Annotated in this window: 11 protein-coding genes; 5 read left to right on the top strand and 6 right to left on the bottom strand. The window is 76.4% G+C overall.

What is annotated here, in order from left to right:
* Positions 1 to 50 precede the first annotated feature (50 nt).
* From J2S41_RS03875 to J2S41_RS03885, 3 genes are all read left to right on the top strand, one after another.
* Entirely contained in the window at positions 51 to 536 is a 486-nt protein-coding gene (locus tag J2S41_RS03875; RefSeq protein ID WP_310363132.1) for a Pycsar system effector family protein, read from the top strand.
* A gap of 22 nt (positions 537 to 558) precedes the next feature.
* Positions 559 to 1,263 (top strand): Crp/Fnr family transcriptional regulator, encoded by a 705-nt coding sequence (locus J2S41_RS03880; RefSeq protein WP_310363135.1) that lies wholly within the window; start codon positions 559 to 561, stop codon positions 1,261 to 1,263.
* Between the two features lie 103 nt (positions 1,264 to 1,366).
* Entirely contained in the window at positions 1,367 to 2,680 is a 1,314-nt protein-coding gene (locus J2S41_RS03885) for a LuxR C-terminal-related transcriptional regulator (RefSeq protein WP_310363140.1), read from the top strand.
* Positions 2,681 to 2,751: 71 nt separating this feature from the next.
* Here the strand turns inward: J2S41_RS03885 and J2S41_RS03890 are convergent, their stop codons facing one another.
* The 6 genes from J2S41_RS03890 to J2S41_RS03915 form a co-directional block, all read right to left on the bottom strand.
* Positions 2,752 to 3,480 carry an SDR family oxidoreductase gene (locus J2S41_RS03890; RefSeq protein WP_310363143.1) on the bottom strand — a complete coding sequence of 243 codons (729 nt, stop codon included), beginning with the start codon at positions 3,478 to 3,480 and terminating at the stop codon, positions 2,752 to 2,754.
* Positions 3,477 to 4,622, bottom strand: coding sequence for an FAD-dependent monooxygenase (locus tag J2S41_RS03895; RefSeq protein ID WP_310363146.1), 1,146 nt, complete (start codon positions 4,620 to 4,622; stop codon positions 3,477 to 3,479). The genes J2S41_RS03890 and J2S41_RS03895 overlap by 4 nt, the downstream gene beginning before the upstream one ends.
* A gap of 460 nt (positions 4,623 to 5,082) precedes the next feature.
* Positions 5,083 to 6,357 (bottom strand): phenylacetate--CoA ligase family protein, encoded by a 1,275-nt coding sequence (locus J2S41_RS03900; protein ID WP_310363150.1) that lies wholly within the window; start codon positions 6,355 to 6,357, stop codon positions 5,083 to 5,085.
* Positions 6,350 to 7,108 (bottom strand): amidohydrolase family protein, encoded by a 759-nt coding sequence (locus tag J2S41_RS03905; protein WP_310363152.1) that lies wholly within the window; start codon positions 7,106 to 7,108, stop codon positions 6,350 to 6,352. Before J2S41_RS03905 ends, J2S41_RS03900 begins: the two co-directional genes overlap by 8 nt.
* Positions 7,105 to 8,169, bottom strand: a complete 1,065-nt coding sequence (locus J2S41_RS03910) for a 3-dehydroquinate synthase II (protein WP_310363155.1) — start codon at positions 8,167 to 8,169, stop codon at positions 7,105 to 7,107. Before J2S41_RS03910 ends, J2S41_RS03905 begins: the two co-directional genes overlap by 4 nt.
* Positions 8,166 to 8,984: a 2-amino-3,7-dideoxy-D-threo-hept-6-ulosonate synthase gene (locus tag J2S41_RS03915; protein WP_510183735.1), complete on the bottom strand. Its 819-nt coding sequence runs from the start codon at positions 8,982 to 8,984 to the stop codon at positions 8,166 to 8,168. The genes J2S41_RS03910 and J2S41_RS03915 overlap by 4 nt, the downstream gene beginning before the upstream one ends.
* A 226-nt stretch (positions 8,985 to 9,210) precedes the next feature.
* On the opposite strand from J2S41_RS03915, the gene J2S41_RS03920 reads away from it, so the two are divergent.
* Together J2S41_RS03920 and J2S41_RS03925 are read left to right on the top strand one after the other, a co-directional pair.
* Entirely contained in the window at positions 9,211 to 11,079 is a 1,869-nt protein-coding gene (locus J2S41_RS03920; RefSeq protein ID WP_310363160.1) for an anthranilate synthase family protein, read from the top strand.
* A 153-nt stretch (positions 11,080 to 11,232) separates the two neighbouring features.
* A complete protein-coding gene (locus J2S41_RS03925; RefSeq protein WP_310363163.1) occupies positions 11,233 to 13,956 on the top strand; it encodes a helix-turn-helix transcriptional regulator in 2,724 nt (907 codons plus the stop codon).
* Positions 13,957 to 14,010 lie beyond the last annotated feature (54 nt).

Genomic DNA, 14,010 nt, shown 5'->3' on the forward strand with positions numbered 1-14,010 from the left:
ACGCGGATTTTTAGCAGGTCCGGACCGTGCGGCCGACGCAGGATCGAGGCATGACACGGACGATGGAGCCACCGGAGGTGGCGTTCACCTGGCGACTGCACGCCGGGCTGGAAGCGATGGCGGCCCGCGCCGACGCGAAGGCGGGCATCCTGCTGGCGCACCAGGGCGGTGCGTTCGTGCTGGGCGTCACCGCGTTGCAGGTGCACCGCGTCGGCTGGCTGCTGGCGCTCGCGCTGATGCTGGTGGTGGCCGCGATGGGTACGTCGGTCGCGGTGGTGGTGCCGGTGCTGCGCCCCAAGACGCACATGGTGACATCGGACGACATCGTCTACTTCGGCCACCTGCGGGAATGGCAGCCGCCGTCACTCGCGCGGCGGATCGAGCGACTGAGCAAGGAGGACGAGATCGCCATGGTGACCCGGCAGTTGGTTACACTGAGCCGGATCAACTGGCGCAAACACCGGCTGTTGCAGATCTCCCTCAGCCTGACCGTTTCCGCGATGAGCGTCGGCGCCGTGGCCGTGACGCTCCTCTAGAGAACGTTCGCCGGAGGAGTCAGTGGAACCTGAGCCCGCAGCCCGCTATCCGTACCCGGAGTGGGGTCCCGGCACGTTCCTCGCGCAGCTTCCACCGGAGCTGGTCGCGGAGATGATCGCGCTCGGCGCGCGCCGCCGGTTCGACGCGGGGCAGGTGCTGCTCCGCCAGGGCGACCGCGGCACCCACGTGGAGCTGCTGCTGCTCGGCTTCGTCAAGGTCACCACGCTGGCCGGCGACGCGGACACGCTGCTGTCCATCCGGATGCCCGGCGAGCTGCTCGGCGAGACCGCGGTGCTGACCGGCGCACCGCGCAACGCGACCGTCACCGCGTGCGGCCGGGTGGTGTCCGTGGTGCTGGCCGGCCCCGCGTTCGAGGGCTTCCTGCGCCGCCGGCCGGAGGCGATGCGCCTGGTCACCGCGTCGGTCGCGGGCCAGCTCCAGTTCGCCAACCGGCGGCGTACGGACTTCGGGGCCTACCCGGCGCACATCCGGCTGGCCCGCGTGCTGGCCGAGATCGCGGACGGGTGCGGGCGGTCCCGGGCCGACGGCAGCGTCGAGCTCGGCGTCACGCTCAGCCAGCCGGAACTGGCTACGATGATCGGCATCGCGCAGGCCACCGTTCAGAAGGCCATGCAGGAGCTGCGGACCAGAGGGCTGATCGAGACCGGGTACCGCCGGCTGGTCGTGTGTGACCTCCCCGCGCTGCGCGCGCTGACGAACGTCTGATTTTCCCGCAACCCCCTACTTCTACATGGTTCCGCCGCGCTTCCGCCGCCACGATCGAGTCACACGCACCTCACGCGTGACCGTTACGAGGGGGGAGACGACGATGACGGGAATGTTCGGCCGAGATCGCGAGTACCGCGCGATCTCGGCGCTGCTGCGCCGGGGCGGGGAGGGCCCCGCGCTGGTGGTGATCGAGGGTCCGCCGGGCGCCGGCCGGACCCGGCTGCTGGAGGAGATCGGGGCCGGCGCGCGGGCCGCGGGCCGGACCGTGCTGCGGTTGCCGGCCGGGCCGGTCGACGTGGCCGGGCTGGCGCGGCAGCTCGCCTCGGCCGCGGCCCGGCCGGCCGGCGACGGGCCGGCACCGCTGCTGATCGACGATCCGCAGTGGACCGACCCGGGCGTGGCGGCGGCGCTGTCGGCCGCGTACCGCACCGCGCGGGTGCTGCCGGTGCTGGCCCGGCGGACCGGGCTGCGCCTGCCCGGGCTGGACCCGCTCGACCTGGGGCGGGCGCGGCGCGTACCGCTGGATCCGCTCGGCCCGGAGGCGGCCGCCGCGGTGCTGGCGGCGCTGTTCGGCGCGGAACCGGACGCGGCGCTGCGGGAACTGGCCGCCGTGGCGGGCGGCCTGCCCGGACCGCTGATCGAGCTGGCCCGCGGCCTGCGGGACGAGCACCTGGTGGCGGTGGAGGGCGGGCACGCGACGCTGCGCGACCCGCGGCTGCCGGCGCCGGTCCGCGACCGGATCGGGCACCGGGTCGGGCTGCTGACCCCGGCGGCGCGGCACCTGGTGCAGGTGGCGACCACGCTGGACGAGGACTTCGACCTGGTGGAGGTGGCCGGGCTGCTCGGTGGCCCGGTCGCGGCGCTGCTGCCGGCCGTCGACGAGGCGCTCACCGCGGGACTGCTCGCCGACCGCGGCGAGTGGCTCTCCTTCGCGCACGCCCTGGTCCGCGCCGAGGTGTCCCGGACGATTCCCCGGGCGGTACGCGTGGCGCTGCACGACGGCGCCGCATGCCTCGACCGGGGCGCGCCCGGCGGCTTCCGGACCCGGCAGCCGATGGCCGGCGGTCCCCGTACCGCGGTCGCGGACCTGCACCGGGACGCCGCGCGCCCGGGCCGGGTACGGCGCCCACCGGTGGCCCGCCCCCGGTCCGCCGGTGGGAACCCGTTCCAGCGGTCGCGTCCCGGCTCCCGCCCCGCGGGGGCGCCGGGCGCGGCCGTGTCCCAGCTCAGCGACCGGGAGCGTGAGATCGCGCTGCTGGTCGCGACCGGGCTGACCAACGCGGCGATCGCCACGAAGGTCGACCTGTCCCCGCACACCATCAACTACCACCTGCGCCAGATCTTCCGGAAGCTCGGCATCACCTCCCGCGCCGAGCTGGCCGCCCTGATCTCCGGCGACGACGGCCCGCGCTGATCGCCACGCACGGCCGGTCACTCACCACGAGCGCCGCGATCCCGCCCCCGGATCGCGGCGTTCACCACGTCTCAGGCGCGCAGCGTCGCACCGCCGTCCACGTACAGGTCGTGCATGGTCACGTGCCGGGCCCGGTCCGAGACCAGGAACGCGACCGCGTCCGCCACGTCCGACGGCGCGGCGACCCGGCCCAGCGGGATGCCGGTCTTGAACGTGTCCCCGGACCCGGCGATCACGTCCGCGGAACAGGGCGCGACCGCGCGCAGCATCTCCGTGTCCGTGGACCCGGGCGCGACCACGTTGCACCGCACGCCGCTCGCCGCCAGCTCCAGGCCCAGACAGCGGGTGAAGTGCGCGGCGGCGGCCTTCGCGGCCGCGTACGCGGCCATGTGCATGCGGGGTACGCCGGCCGCGTTGGACCCCACGGTGACGATCACGCCGGAGCGGCGGGCGGCCATCCGGCGCGCGACCGCGCGGCTGACGTGGAAGACGCCGGTGGCGTTGACCGCGAAGACCGCCGCCCAGTCCGCGTCCGTGGTCTCCAGCACCGGCCCGACGCGCAGCACCCCGGCCACGTTGACCAGGACGCCGATCGGGCCGACACCCGCCTCCACGTCCGCGACCAGCGCCTCCACCGCGCCGGCGTCGCGCACGTCGAGCGGGCGCACGCCGGGCCCGGCGGCGAGGTCGGTGCCGATCACGGTGGCGCCGTCAGCGGCCAGCGCCCGCACCACGGCCGCGCCGATCCCGCCGGCCGCGCCGGTGACCAGCGCGACGCGTCCGGCCGGCCGCGCGGTCACGACGCCGCTCCGGCCGCGGCGTCGTATCCGTAGAGCCAGTCCCGGTCCGGGGGAGTGGCCAACCGGCGGTCGCGGCGGCGTTGCCGCAGGCCGTCCGGCAGATGGTGCTCGTCCGCGGCGGTCCTGACCGCGGCCGCGACGCGCTGGGCGCGCGCGCCGCGCAGCGCGTCGTACCGGGACAGCGGCGCGCCGGCGGCGAGGCAGCGGGCCAGCGTGACCGCGTCCTCCAGCGCCTGGGACGCGCCCTGCGCCACCCACGGCAGCGCCGGGTGCGCGGCGTCGCCGAGCAGCACCAGCCCGCCGCGGTGCCGGTGCGGCACCGGCGCGCCCGCGTACAGCGGCCACACCCGGCCCCGGCCCGCCGCGGCGGAGAGCAGCGCGCGGACCGAGCCGCACCAGTCGGCGTATCCGGTGATCAGGCGCTCGGCCGGCACGGCGGGCGAGCGCGACGGCGCGGTGGCCACGACGTTGACCATGCGCCCGCCGCGCACCGGATAGCAGACGCAGTGCCGGCCGGGACCGAGCCAGACGCGCACCCGGTGCGGCCGGACCAGGTGGGCGGGCAGGTCGTCGGCCGGGATGACGGCCCGGTACGCGACGTGCCCGGAGAACCGCGGACCGAGCCCGCCGTCGCCGCCGAGCACGCCGCGCAGCGCCGAGTGCACGCCGTCCGCGCCGACGACCAGGTCCGCGAGGTGTTCGCCGCCGTCCGCGAATCGCAGCCGGACCCCCTCGCGCCGGACCTCCGCGCCGACGCAGCGCCGGCCCAGGTGCAACTCGCCACCGTCCATCGCGGACAGCAGCGCGCCGGACAGCTCCGCGCGGGTGAGCGCGAGATACGGTGCGCCGTACCGGTCCTCCGCGTCGTCCAGCGGCGCGCGGCCGATCAGCGCGCTGTCCCGCCACCGGCGCAACTCCACCGCATCCGGCCGGATCACGCTCTCCGGATGCGGCACGGCGCCGACGTCACGCAGCGCGCGGGCGCCGTTCGGTGAGATCTGGATGCCGAGCCCCAGCCCGGACAGTCCCGGATGATCGCGACGGTCGAAGACGTCGCAGTGCAGCCCCGCGCGCGTCAGCGCGGCGGCCGCGGCCAGCCCACCGATCCCGGCGCCGACCACGGCTATCCGTGGCGTCCCCATGAAATCCCCCCTGACGATCCACTGGAAATTCCTCTTCCCGCTCCCGGCGTGGTCGCGGTCCGCACGCTCCCGCGGGCCAACCTCGCGGCGTCTCCGCCGCCGCTCCGCCGCCGCATCGGAGCCGGTTCCGCCGCCGGTCACCGAGCCCCGCGACTCCCACGCCCGGCACCGCCCGGCCGCGCCGCCGGTCGCCGCCCACCGCGATTCCATGCCGCGCCCTGCCCGGCCGCGCCGCCGGTCGCCGACTCCCGGGACTCCCATGCCGCGCCCTGCCCGGCCGCGCGGGACGTGCCTCGCGGGGCTTGCCGCCGGTGGCGGTGGTCGCGTGGCCCTGGCCCGGCCACGGATCGCGCAGGGAGGAGCTCTGCGACGACCGGTGCCCGCGGGAGCATGCGGACCGCCACCACGCCGGGAGCGGGTAGATCCCGAACTTGATCTTCTAACTGCCATGCCGGGTGCCCTAGTAGTACGACAGGGCCTTGGCCCAGTCCTCGTCCGGCCCGAACAGCGCGCGCGGCTTGACCACGTCCGGTGCGGCGGTGAGCAGCGCGCGCGGTACCAGCGCGCCGGGCGGCAGCGCGGTGACCTGCGCCGGTACGCCGTAGCGTGCCCGGATCGCGGGAACGAGCGCGTCCGCGGTGTCGCGGTCGGCCTCCAGCTCGACGACCAGCCGGTCCGGCAGCGCGCGGGCCCGCCAGAAGAGCACGCCGGGCAGCGCGAGGACCAGTTCCTCCAGGTCGCCCTGGGTGACCGCGGTGCCGGCCACCCGGTGTACGGCACCGCCGCGGCCGAGGACGCGGACGGTCGGCAGCGCCCAGCCGCACGGGCACGGCGCGTCGGAGACCTCCGCGAGGTCCTCGGTGTCGTAGCGCAGCAGCGGCATGGCCTCGCGGTAGAGCGGCGTGACCACCAGGTGCCCGCGGCCGGCCGGCGTGGTGCGGCCGGTGGCCGGGTCGCGGACCTCGAAGATCGCCCGGTCGGCCCACAGGTGCAGCCGGCCGGCCGGGCATTCGCCGGCCAGGCTGCCGCACTCGGTCGCGCCGTATTCCTCGACGACCGTGGCGTTCCAGGTGTGCGCGATCCGGGCGCGCTTGGCGGCGCCGAGTGGCTCGCCGCCGACGAACAGCGCGCGCAGCGCGGGGAAGTCGCGGCCGGGCGTGCGGCCGGCGGCGTGCGCGGCGGCGGCCCAGAGCAGCGTGTCGGTCGGCATCGACCAGGTGAGCGTGACGTCCAGGTCGTGCAGGACGCGGACCACCCGGGCGTACGGCATGGCGGTCGAGCGGTTGTCGGCCGGCACCACGGTGGCGCCGCGCATGCGGGCCGCGGCCTGCGCCAGGTGACCCGTGATCATCAGCGCGTACGGCGTGCGGACCAGGAACGTGTCGTCGTCCCGGATGCCGACCCACTTGCGCGCGTACCGTTCCGCCAGGTCCAGCCAGTCCTGTTCGGTGTAGTACGACGACGTGGGCGTGCCGGTGGTGCCGCTGGACTCGTGGTAGGTGGCCACGCGGCGCCGGTCGACCGCCAGCATGCCGAACGGGTATGCGCCGCGCAGGTCGGCCTTGGTGGTCAGCGGCATCGCGGCCAGCCCGGCCCGGTCCGCCGGCACGCCGCCGCGCGCGCGGTAGAACGGCGAGCGGGCCGCGGCAGCGAGCGTGTGCGGCAGCCGCGCGTCCTGGATGGCGGCGAGCCCGGCCGGGTCGTTCCAGTCGCCGAGTTCCGGGCGGTCAGACATGGGCGGGCTCCTTCAGGCAGAGCAGCCGGCACGCGTTCTCCGCGGCGACCGCGCGGCGGTCCGCGGCGGTGAGGCCGAGCGCGCCGAGCTTGGCCACCTCCACCCGCGGGTCCTGGAGCGGGTACTCGGTGCCGAACAGCACCCGGGACGCGCCGAGCCGCCGGACCGCCAGCCGCGCCACCGCGGTGTACGCACCGGACGTCTCGGCCAGCACGTTCGGCAGCGGCGCGAGCCGGTTCAGCCCGTCCGCGTCCAGGCCGTTGCCGCCGCAGTGGCCGAAGACGAACGTGGTGGCCGGCCGGGTCGCGGCCAGCGCGGCCAGGTCCTCGGCGCGGGCGCCCGGCCGGCCCAGGCACACCACGTAGACCGGGTGGCCGAGTTCTCCGGCGATCCGGGCCAGCGCGGCCACGCCGGGCTCGCCGAGCGTGAACCCGTGCACGGCCGGCGACAGTTCCAGACCGCGGAACCCGGCCGCGGCGCGGCGGTACTCGTCCGGGCCGCGGCGCGGGTCGGCGAAGTAGAACGGGATCAGCCGGCCCGCGGAGGCGTCGCAGGCGCGGCGTACCCCCTCGTTGTCCGGTCGTGCCGCGGAGCGGCCGCCGTGGCTGAGCTGGCGGGCGAGCCGGTCGATGCCGACCACGCCGCCGGCGCTGACCGCGGCGGTCCCGATGCCGGCCCGGTCCATGGCCGCGAGCAGCGCGGACGGCTCGCCGGGACCGGGTGTCAGCCGCGCGTGGAAGTCGATGATCATTGCTCCACGCAGCTCTCGTCGATCGGGTAGCCGACGTGCCGGTCCGCGTCCGGCAGGCAGCCGAGGATCTCGTCGCCGGGGCGCAGCGCGGTCGAGTTGAGCACCGTGCCGCCGGGCCCGAGCACGCGCACGTGCCAGTCGTCCTGCACGATCAGGTTGACCGGCTCGCCGCCGGGCGCGACCGCGTCGATGGAGAGCAGCGGCCGGGTCTCGATCTTGATGCGGCCCACGGTGACCGGGCGGGTCCGGCCGTCCGCGCTCACCGCCAGCACGCGCGCGCCGGCCCGCAACTCGCTCAGGTACGCGGTCCGCTCACCGGAGACCAGCGTGTACGACATGATCGCGCCCGCGTTCACCCGGAACGGCCGGGTCGGCATGTACGGCAGCGGGTGCGTCTCGCTGGCGCACAGCACCAGCCCGCGCGACCGCGACCCGATCAGGATGCCCTCGTCCGGGCGCAGCATGGCGCAGGTGTCCACGCAGGCGCGGTCGCCGCTGCCGGCGTGCGTCACGGCCGTGACCCGCAGCGGCACCAGCGCCAGTTCCGGCGTGGTGGTGCGGACCGCGGCGCGCAGCCGGGTGGCGTCGCCGACCCGGGACGGCGCCAGCAGCACGCCGTGCGGGCCGTGCTCCAGCACCGCGTGCTGCACCGCCGCGTCCCGCGGGTCGGCCGCGACCGTGATGATCGTGCCGGACGCGCCGGCGGCGGAGGCCAGCACGATCTCCAGCGGGATGTACGTCGGGTCGGCGAAGCGCAGCAGCGTGAACGCGTCCCGGGCCGCGCTCGCGCAGGCCACCGCGAGCGTCTCCGGGTCGGTGACCTCGACGTACCGGCCCCACGACGGCCCGGTGGCGGGCGGCTCACCGGTCGTGATCACCAGGTCCGCGCCCTCCGGCTCCGGGTCGTCCGACATGAGCACGCGCAGCACGGTCGGCGGCAGCGTCGCCAGCAGGTGCGGATCGTCCGAGACGATCGCGTCCAGCCCCTGGTGCAGCGCCTCCTCGCAGATCTCCTTGGTCAGTTCCCCGGTCGCCCGGACGTCGAGCCAGCACTGGGTCATCGGTGTTCCCTTCCGAGTGGGACCAGCGCCGGCACGGACCGCCGGACGCGCTGGTCGTGGACGAGTGCGGCGACGGACCGCGTCATGGCGGCCGGGTCCGGCGCCTCGAAGATCAACCGGCCGACGGCGGCGCCCCCGGCACCGGACCGCAGCGCGATGCCCAGGTGCTCCAGGACCGCGGGCGCGCCGCCGCCGGTCGCGCCGCCCGCGGCCAGCACCGGGATCGGGCAGGCCGCGGTGATCCGGGCGATCTGCGCGGCGCCGGCCGGCAGCGCGGTCTTCACCAGGTCCGCGCCGACCTCGGCCGCCACCGTGACCGCGCGCGCCACCAGTTCCGGGTCCCGCTCGTCGCGGATGCCGGGCCCGCGCGGATAGACCATGGCCAGCAGCGGCAGCCCCCACCGGTCGCAGGCGTCCGCGACCGACGCCAGGTCGGCGAGTTGCCGGGCCTCGGTCAGCGACCCGGCGTTGACGTGCACGCTGACGCCGTCCGCGCCCAGCCGCAGCGCCTCCTCGACGCCGGTGACCAGCACCTTCGCGTCCGGGTCCGGCGCGGTGCCGGTGCTGGCGCTCAGGTGCACGATCAGGGACAGACCGTGGAACCAGCGGGTACGGACGTGCCGCAGCGCGCCCTTGTGCAGCACCACCGCGTCGGCGCCGTTGTCCGAGGCCGCGCGCAGCAGCGGGTCCAGCCGGCCGTCCGGCACGATCGGCCCGGCGCCGATCGGGTGGTCCAGCGCCACCACCAGGAGTCCCCGGTCGCCGTGCCGGTGCAGTCGCTCGCGGCGCATCCGCCGGGCGAACGTCTCATTCACCGGCATGGTGCACCGACCTGGGAATTGCAAATCCACATCGGGCCTCCAAAGCGTCCGTTCAGCCTTTCGCCGAGGACGCTAGGCGCCGGCCGGTGTCGCTCCCACTACCTCTCCGAGCAGCCCGTGGCCCGGTCGGGTAGTTGTCCGCGGGAATGGCGCGGTGCCACCGTTTCCCCGGATTCGCCGCCGTATCGACGGTGGTATTAGCAAAATTGAGGGGGAGATCGTGACCGCACTCCCGCGTACCGGGCCGGAGCGGCTGACCGCCGGCCGGGCCCGCGCGCTGCTGCGTGACGGCGCGCCCGCGTTCGCGGTGCTGCGCCGCGGCGACGGCCCGGTGGAGATCCTGCTCGGGGACGTGCACGAGCACACGCTGGTCGCGGACCTGCCGCTGCCGCCGCCGGACGCGCCCGGCGCCGGGCCGGACCTGGTGGCGGTGCTGCCGTACCGGCAGATCGCCGAGCGCGGGCTGGCCTGCGTGGACGACGGCGCGCCGATCCTCGCGATGCCGGTCCGCGCGGCCGGGCGGCTCGGCCGGGACGAGGCGCTGGACGCGCTGCCGGACGGCCCCGTCCCGCTCACCGGGGGCGGCTTCGACGTGGACGACGACGGGTACGCCGACGCGGCCCGCCGCGTGGTCACCGGCGCGATCGGCCGCGGCGCCGGCTCCAACGTGGTGCTGCGCCGCCGTTACCGGGCCGTCGCGCCCGAGTGGTCGGCCCGCGCCGCGCTCGCGGTCTTCGGCCGGCTGCTGCGCGCGGAGACCGGCGCGTACTGGACGTTCCTGTTCCACGGCGGCGGGCGCACGCTGATCGGCGCGTCCCCGGAGGGCCACGTACGGCTCGCGGACGGGCGCGCCGCCATGCACCCGATCAGCGGCACCTTCCGCTGCCCGCCCGGCGGCCCGACCGAGGAGGGCCCGCGCCGCTTCCTCGCCGACCGCGGGCAGGCGGAGGAGCAGTTCGTCGTCGCGGACGAGGAGCTGAAGATCATGGCCCGGGCATGCACCGGACCGCGGCTGCGCGCCGTGTCCCGGCCGGCCCGCACCGCGTACGTGGTGGCCGGCCCGGCCCGGCTCGGCGCCCGTGACCTGCTGCGCGAGACGCTGCCCGCGCCCACCGTGACCGGCAGCCCGGTGCCGAGCGCGTGCCGGGTGATCGCGGCGCACGAGCGGGACGGGCGCGGGTACTACGCCGGCGCGATCGCGCTCGCCGGCCGCTCCGGCGGGCGGCGCACGCTCGACTCCGCACTGATCGTGCGGACCGCGGAGGTGGGCGCGGACGGCGGTGTCTCGGTCTCCGCGGGCGGCACGCTGGTCCGGCACAGCGACCCGGCCGCGGTGGCGGAGGAGACCAGGGTTGAGGCGTCCGCGCTGCTCGCCGCGTTCTCCGGCGCGCCCCGGACGCGGCCGCCGGAGCGGCTGCTCTCCGCCCGGAACGGGGGGCTGTCCCGGTTCTGGCGCGGCGCGCCGGTCGTGGCCGCGGGTGAACTGGCCGGGCGGCACGCCGTGATCGTCGACGCGGGGGACGACTTCACCGCCATGCTCGCGGAGCTGGCCCGCGCGCTCGGCCTGGCGGTCCGCGTGACGGCGCTGGCCGCGTACCGCCCTGGTGCGGAGGAACTGGTGGTGCTCGGCCCCGGGCCCGGCGACCCGCGCGACCTCACCGACCCGCGCATCGCACGGCTGCGCGCGCTGGCCGGCGAGCTGATCGCGTCGCGCGCGCCGACGCTCGCGGTCTGCCTCGGTCATCAGGCGGTCGCGGCCACGCTCGGTATGCCGATCCGTACGCTGCCCCGCCCCGAGCAGGGCGTGCAGCGTGTGCTACGGGTCGACGGCCGCCCGGAGCGGGTCGGCTTCTACAACACGTTCGCGGCGCTGTCCGGCGTGGACGCGTTCGACTGCCCGCTCACCGGCGACCGCGTCGGCGTGCTGCGCGACCCGGCCACCGGCGTGGTGCACGGCCTGGCCAAGCCCGGCCTGCGCACGGTGCAGTTCCATGTGGAATCGCTGCTGACCGAGAACGGCCCGGCGATCCTGCGGCGGCTCATTGCCTACACGCTGTCGGTGGAAAAGTTTTCCACCGCGATTGTGTAATGTGGCGGAACCGTTTGCCGCGCTGTCCCTTCCGTATGGCGGGAGATCACCCGATAGTCGTTCGGCCGGGCCACCCGAAAGGGTGTTCTCGGGCCCGGCCGCGATCGCCCACAATCGGCACCGGAAAGCGCCGGGGGTCCGGGACGGAGCACGATGAGTGATGACCACGACCTGATCGGCCGGGAGCGGGAGTGGGCCGCGCTGGCCCGCGCGGTCGCGGCCACGGCGGGGGGAGCCGGCGGCTGCGCGGTGCTGAGCGGGCCGGCCGGCATCGGCAAGTCGCACCTGGCGCGCGCGGCCGTCCGTGCCGCGGGCAGCGCCGGGCTGACCGTGGCGTACCGGGCGGCGATGGAGGTGGACCGCAACGCGCCGCTGATGACGCTGGCCGCCACGCTGCGGGAGACCGACCTGCCCGCGCTGGCCTGGCTGAGCGCGGAGTCGCCGGCGCAGTCGACGCCGGAGCGGCTCGGCCGCGTGCTGGAGGAGGTCGCGGCGGACCGGCCGGTGCTGGTGGTCGTGGACGACGCGCAGTGGATGGACGAGTTCACCGTGTTGGCCGTGCGCACGCTGGTGCCGCGCCTGTCGTCGTCCGCGGTGCTGTGGTTGTTCGTGCGCCGGCCCGGCACCGGCGGCGCGGCCGGGAACGCGCTGGACGACCTGGTCACACTCGGCGCCGAGGAGATCGTGATCGGCCCGCTGCCGGACGCGGACGTGGAGCTGCTGTGCGAGCAGCGGGTCGGCTCCCCGGTGGACGCGACCGTGCTGGCCCAGGCGGACCGGTGCGGCGGCAACCCGCTGTGGATCACCCAGCTGCTGGCCGGCATGCGCGCGGAGGGGCAGCTGGCGATCGTCGGCGGCCGGGCCACGCTGGTCGGTGGCGAGGTGCCGACCAGCTTCATCGGCGCGGCCGAGCAGCGGCTGGGCGGCATGCCGCCGGAGGCGCGGCTGCTGTTGCGCGCCGGTGCGGTGTTCGCCCGCCCGTTCCGGCTGGGCGAGGCCGCGGCGCTGCTGGCGCAGCCGGAGGAGTCGCTGTGGACGTTCGCGGACGCCGACGTCACGGACGGCATGCTGGTGCCGCGCGGCGACGGGTACGCGTTCGAGCACGACATGCTGCGCGAGGTCGTCTACAACACCATCCCCGGGCCGCTGCGCGACGGCCTGCACCGCAAGGCCGCGGCCGTGATCGGCGCGGTCGGCGGCCCACCCGCCGAGGTCGCCGAGCACCTGATGAGGGCCGGCCCGAAGGCGGCGGCCGAGCAGTCCGAGCTGCTGCGCACCGCGGCCGCCGAGATCGCCGCGCTGGCGCCCGGCGCGGCGGCCAACCTCTACCTGCACGCGGCCGCCGGCTTCGGCGCGCACGACCCGCGCCGCGCCGCGTTCACCGCGGAGGCGGTGCCGCTGCTCGCTTCCGCGGGCCGGCTGGACGAGGCGCGCCAGCAGGGCGAGGCCGCGTTCCGCTCCGGGCTGGACGCCACCACCGCGGCCCGGCTCTGTCTGGGGCTGGCCGAGGCGTGCAAGCACGCGGGCCGCAACCGCGAGTCCGTCGAGTACACCAGCCGGGGCCTGCGGCGCGGTGGCGTCGCTGCGGACGTGCGGGCGAAGTTGTGCGCGGTGCGCGCGCACGCGCAGTTCTACGCGGGCGACCTGGCCGAGGCGGACATCTCCGGCGCCGAGGCGCACGCCATCGGCGCGGACCCGGGCGCGGCCGTGTTCGGCCTGGCCGCGCGCTCGCTGGTCGCGGCCGCGCAGGGCCGGTTCGCCGACGCGCTGGAGCACGCGCGCACCGCGGTGGAGCTGGCCGACGACGCGGGTGGCGAGGCGGTGCACCGGCACCCGCAGATCTGGCTGGGCAGCGCGCTGACCATGGTGGACCGGCTGGACGAGGCACACCGCGTGCTCCAGGAGGGCCGGCGCGAGTCGATCGAGCTGGGCACCGGCTGGTCCGGCCCGCTCTGGCACTACTACGAGGCCGGCGTCGAGGCCGGGCGCGGTGACCTGACGGTGGCGGCGAAGGTCGCGGCGGCCGGGGTGGAGCTGGCCGAGCAGCAGGCGGTCTGGCAGCTCACCGTGCCGCTGCTCGGCACGCTGATCCGGCTCAGCCTGCTCCGCGGCGACCTGACCGCGGCGCGCGGGTTCGCGGAGAAGATGCGCGAGCGTACGCGTACCGGCATCACGGCCGCGCCGGAGGACGTGCTGTGGCCGGAGGCGCTGTTGGCGTACGCCGAGGACGGCTCCGAGCCGGCCGTCTCCCACCTGCGGCCGCTCTACGAGACGATCGAGGAGCGCCCGGTGCTGATCGGCCAGGACCCGGGCGCCGCCGCCGTGCTGGTCCGGATCGCCGTCGACGCCGGCCGCACCGACCTGGCCGAGGCCGTGGTCCGCGCGGCCCGCGCGCTGGCCGGCCGCGACCCCGCACTGCCGTCGCCGGCCGGCGCCGCCGCGCACGCCGAGGGCCTGCTGCGCGACGACGTGGAGCTGCTGCGCGAGGCGGTGCGGCGGTTCCGGGAGGGTCCGCGGCGGCTGGCGCTGGCGGCCGCGCTCGACGACCTCGCCGCGGCCGAGCGCCGGCACGGGCGGCCGGCCGCCGCGCGGGCCGCCGCCACCGAGGCCGGCGACCTGCGGACCGCCTGCGGCGCGGCCAAGGTGCCCAGGCAGCGGCGCAACGGCCGGCGTGCGACCGGCGGGCCGCTCACCGAGACCGAGCTGCGGGTCGCGGAGCGGGTGGCGAACGGCCGGGCGAACCGGGAGATCGCGGACGAGATGTTCCTGTCCCCGCACACGGTCGACACCCATATCCGGCACATCTACACGAAGCTCAACATCAACAAGCGGTCCGCGCTCGCCACCTGGTACACGAACCAGCGCTCCATCACGTGAACGCGTGATGTGCGCCCGCCCCGGCGCGCGAAGGATGACCTGCGGTGGTGAGGT

The organism is Catenuloplanes atrovinosus, from assembly GCF_031458235.1.
Classification (GTDB): Bacteria; Actinomycetota; Actinomycetes; order Mycobacteriales; family Micromonosporaceae; genus Catenuloplanes; species Catenuloplanes atrovinosus.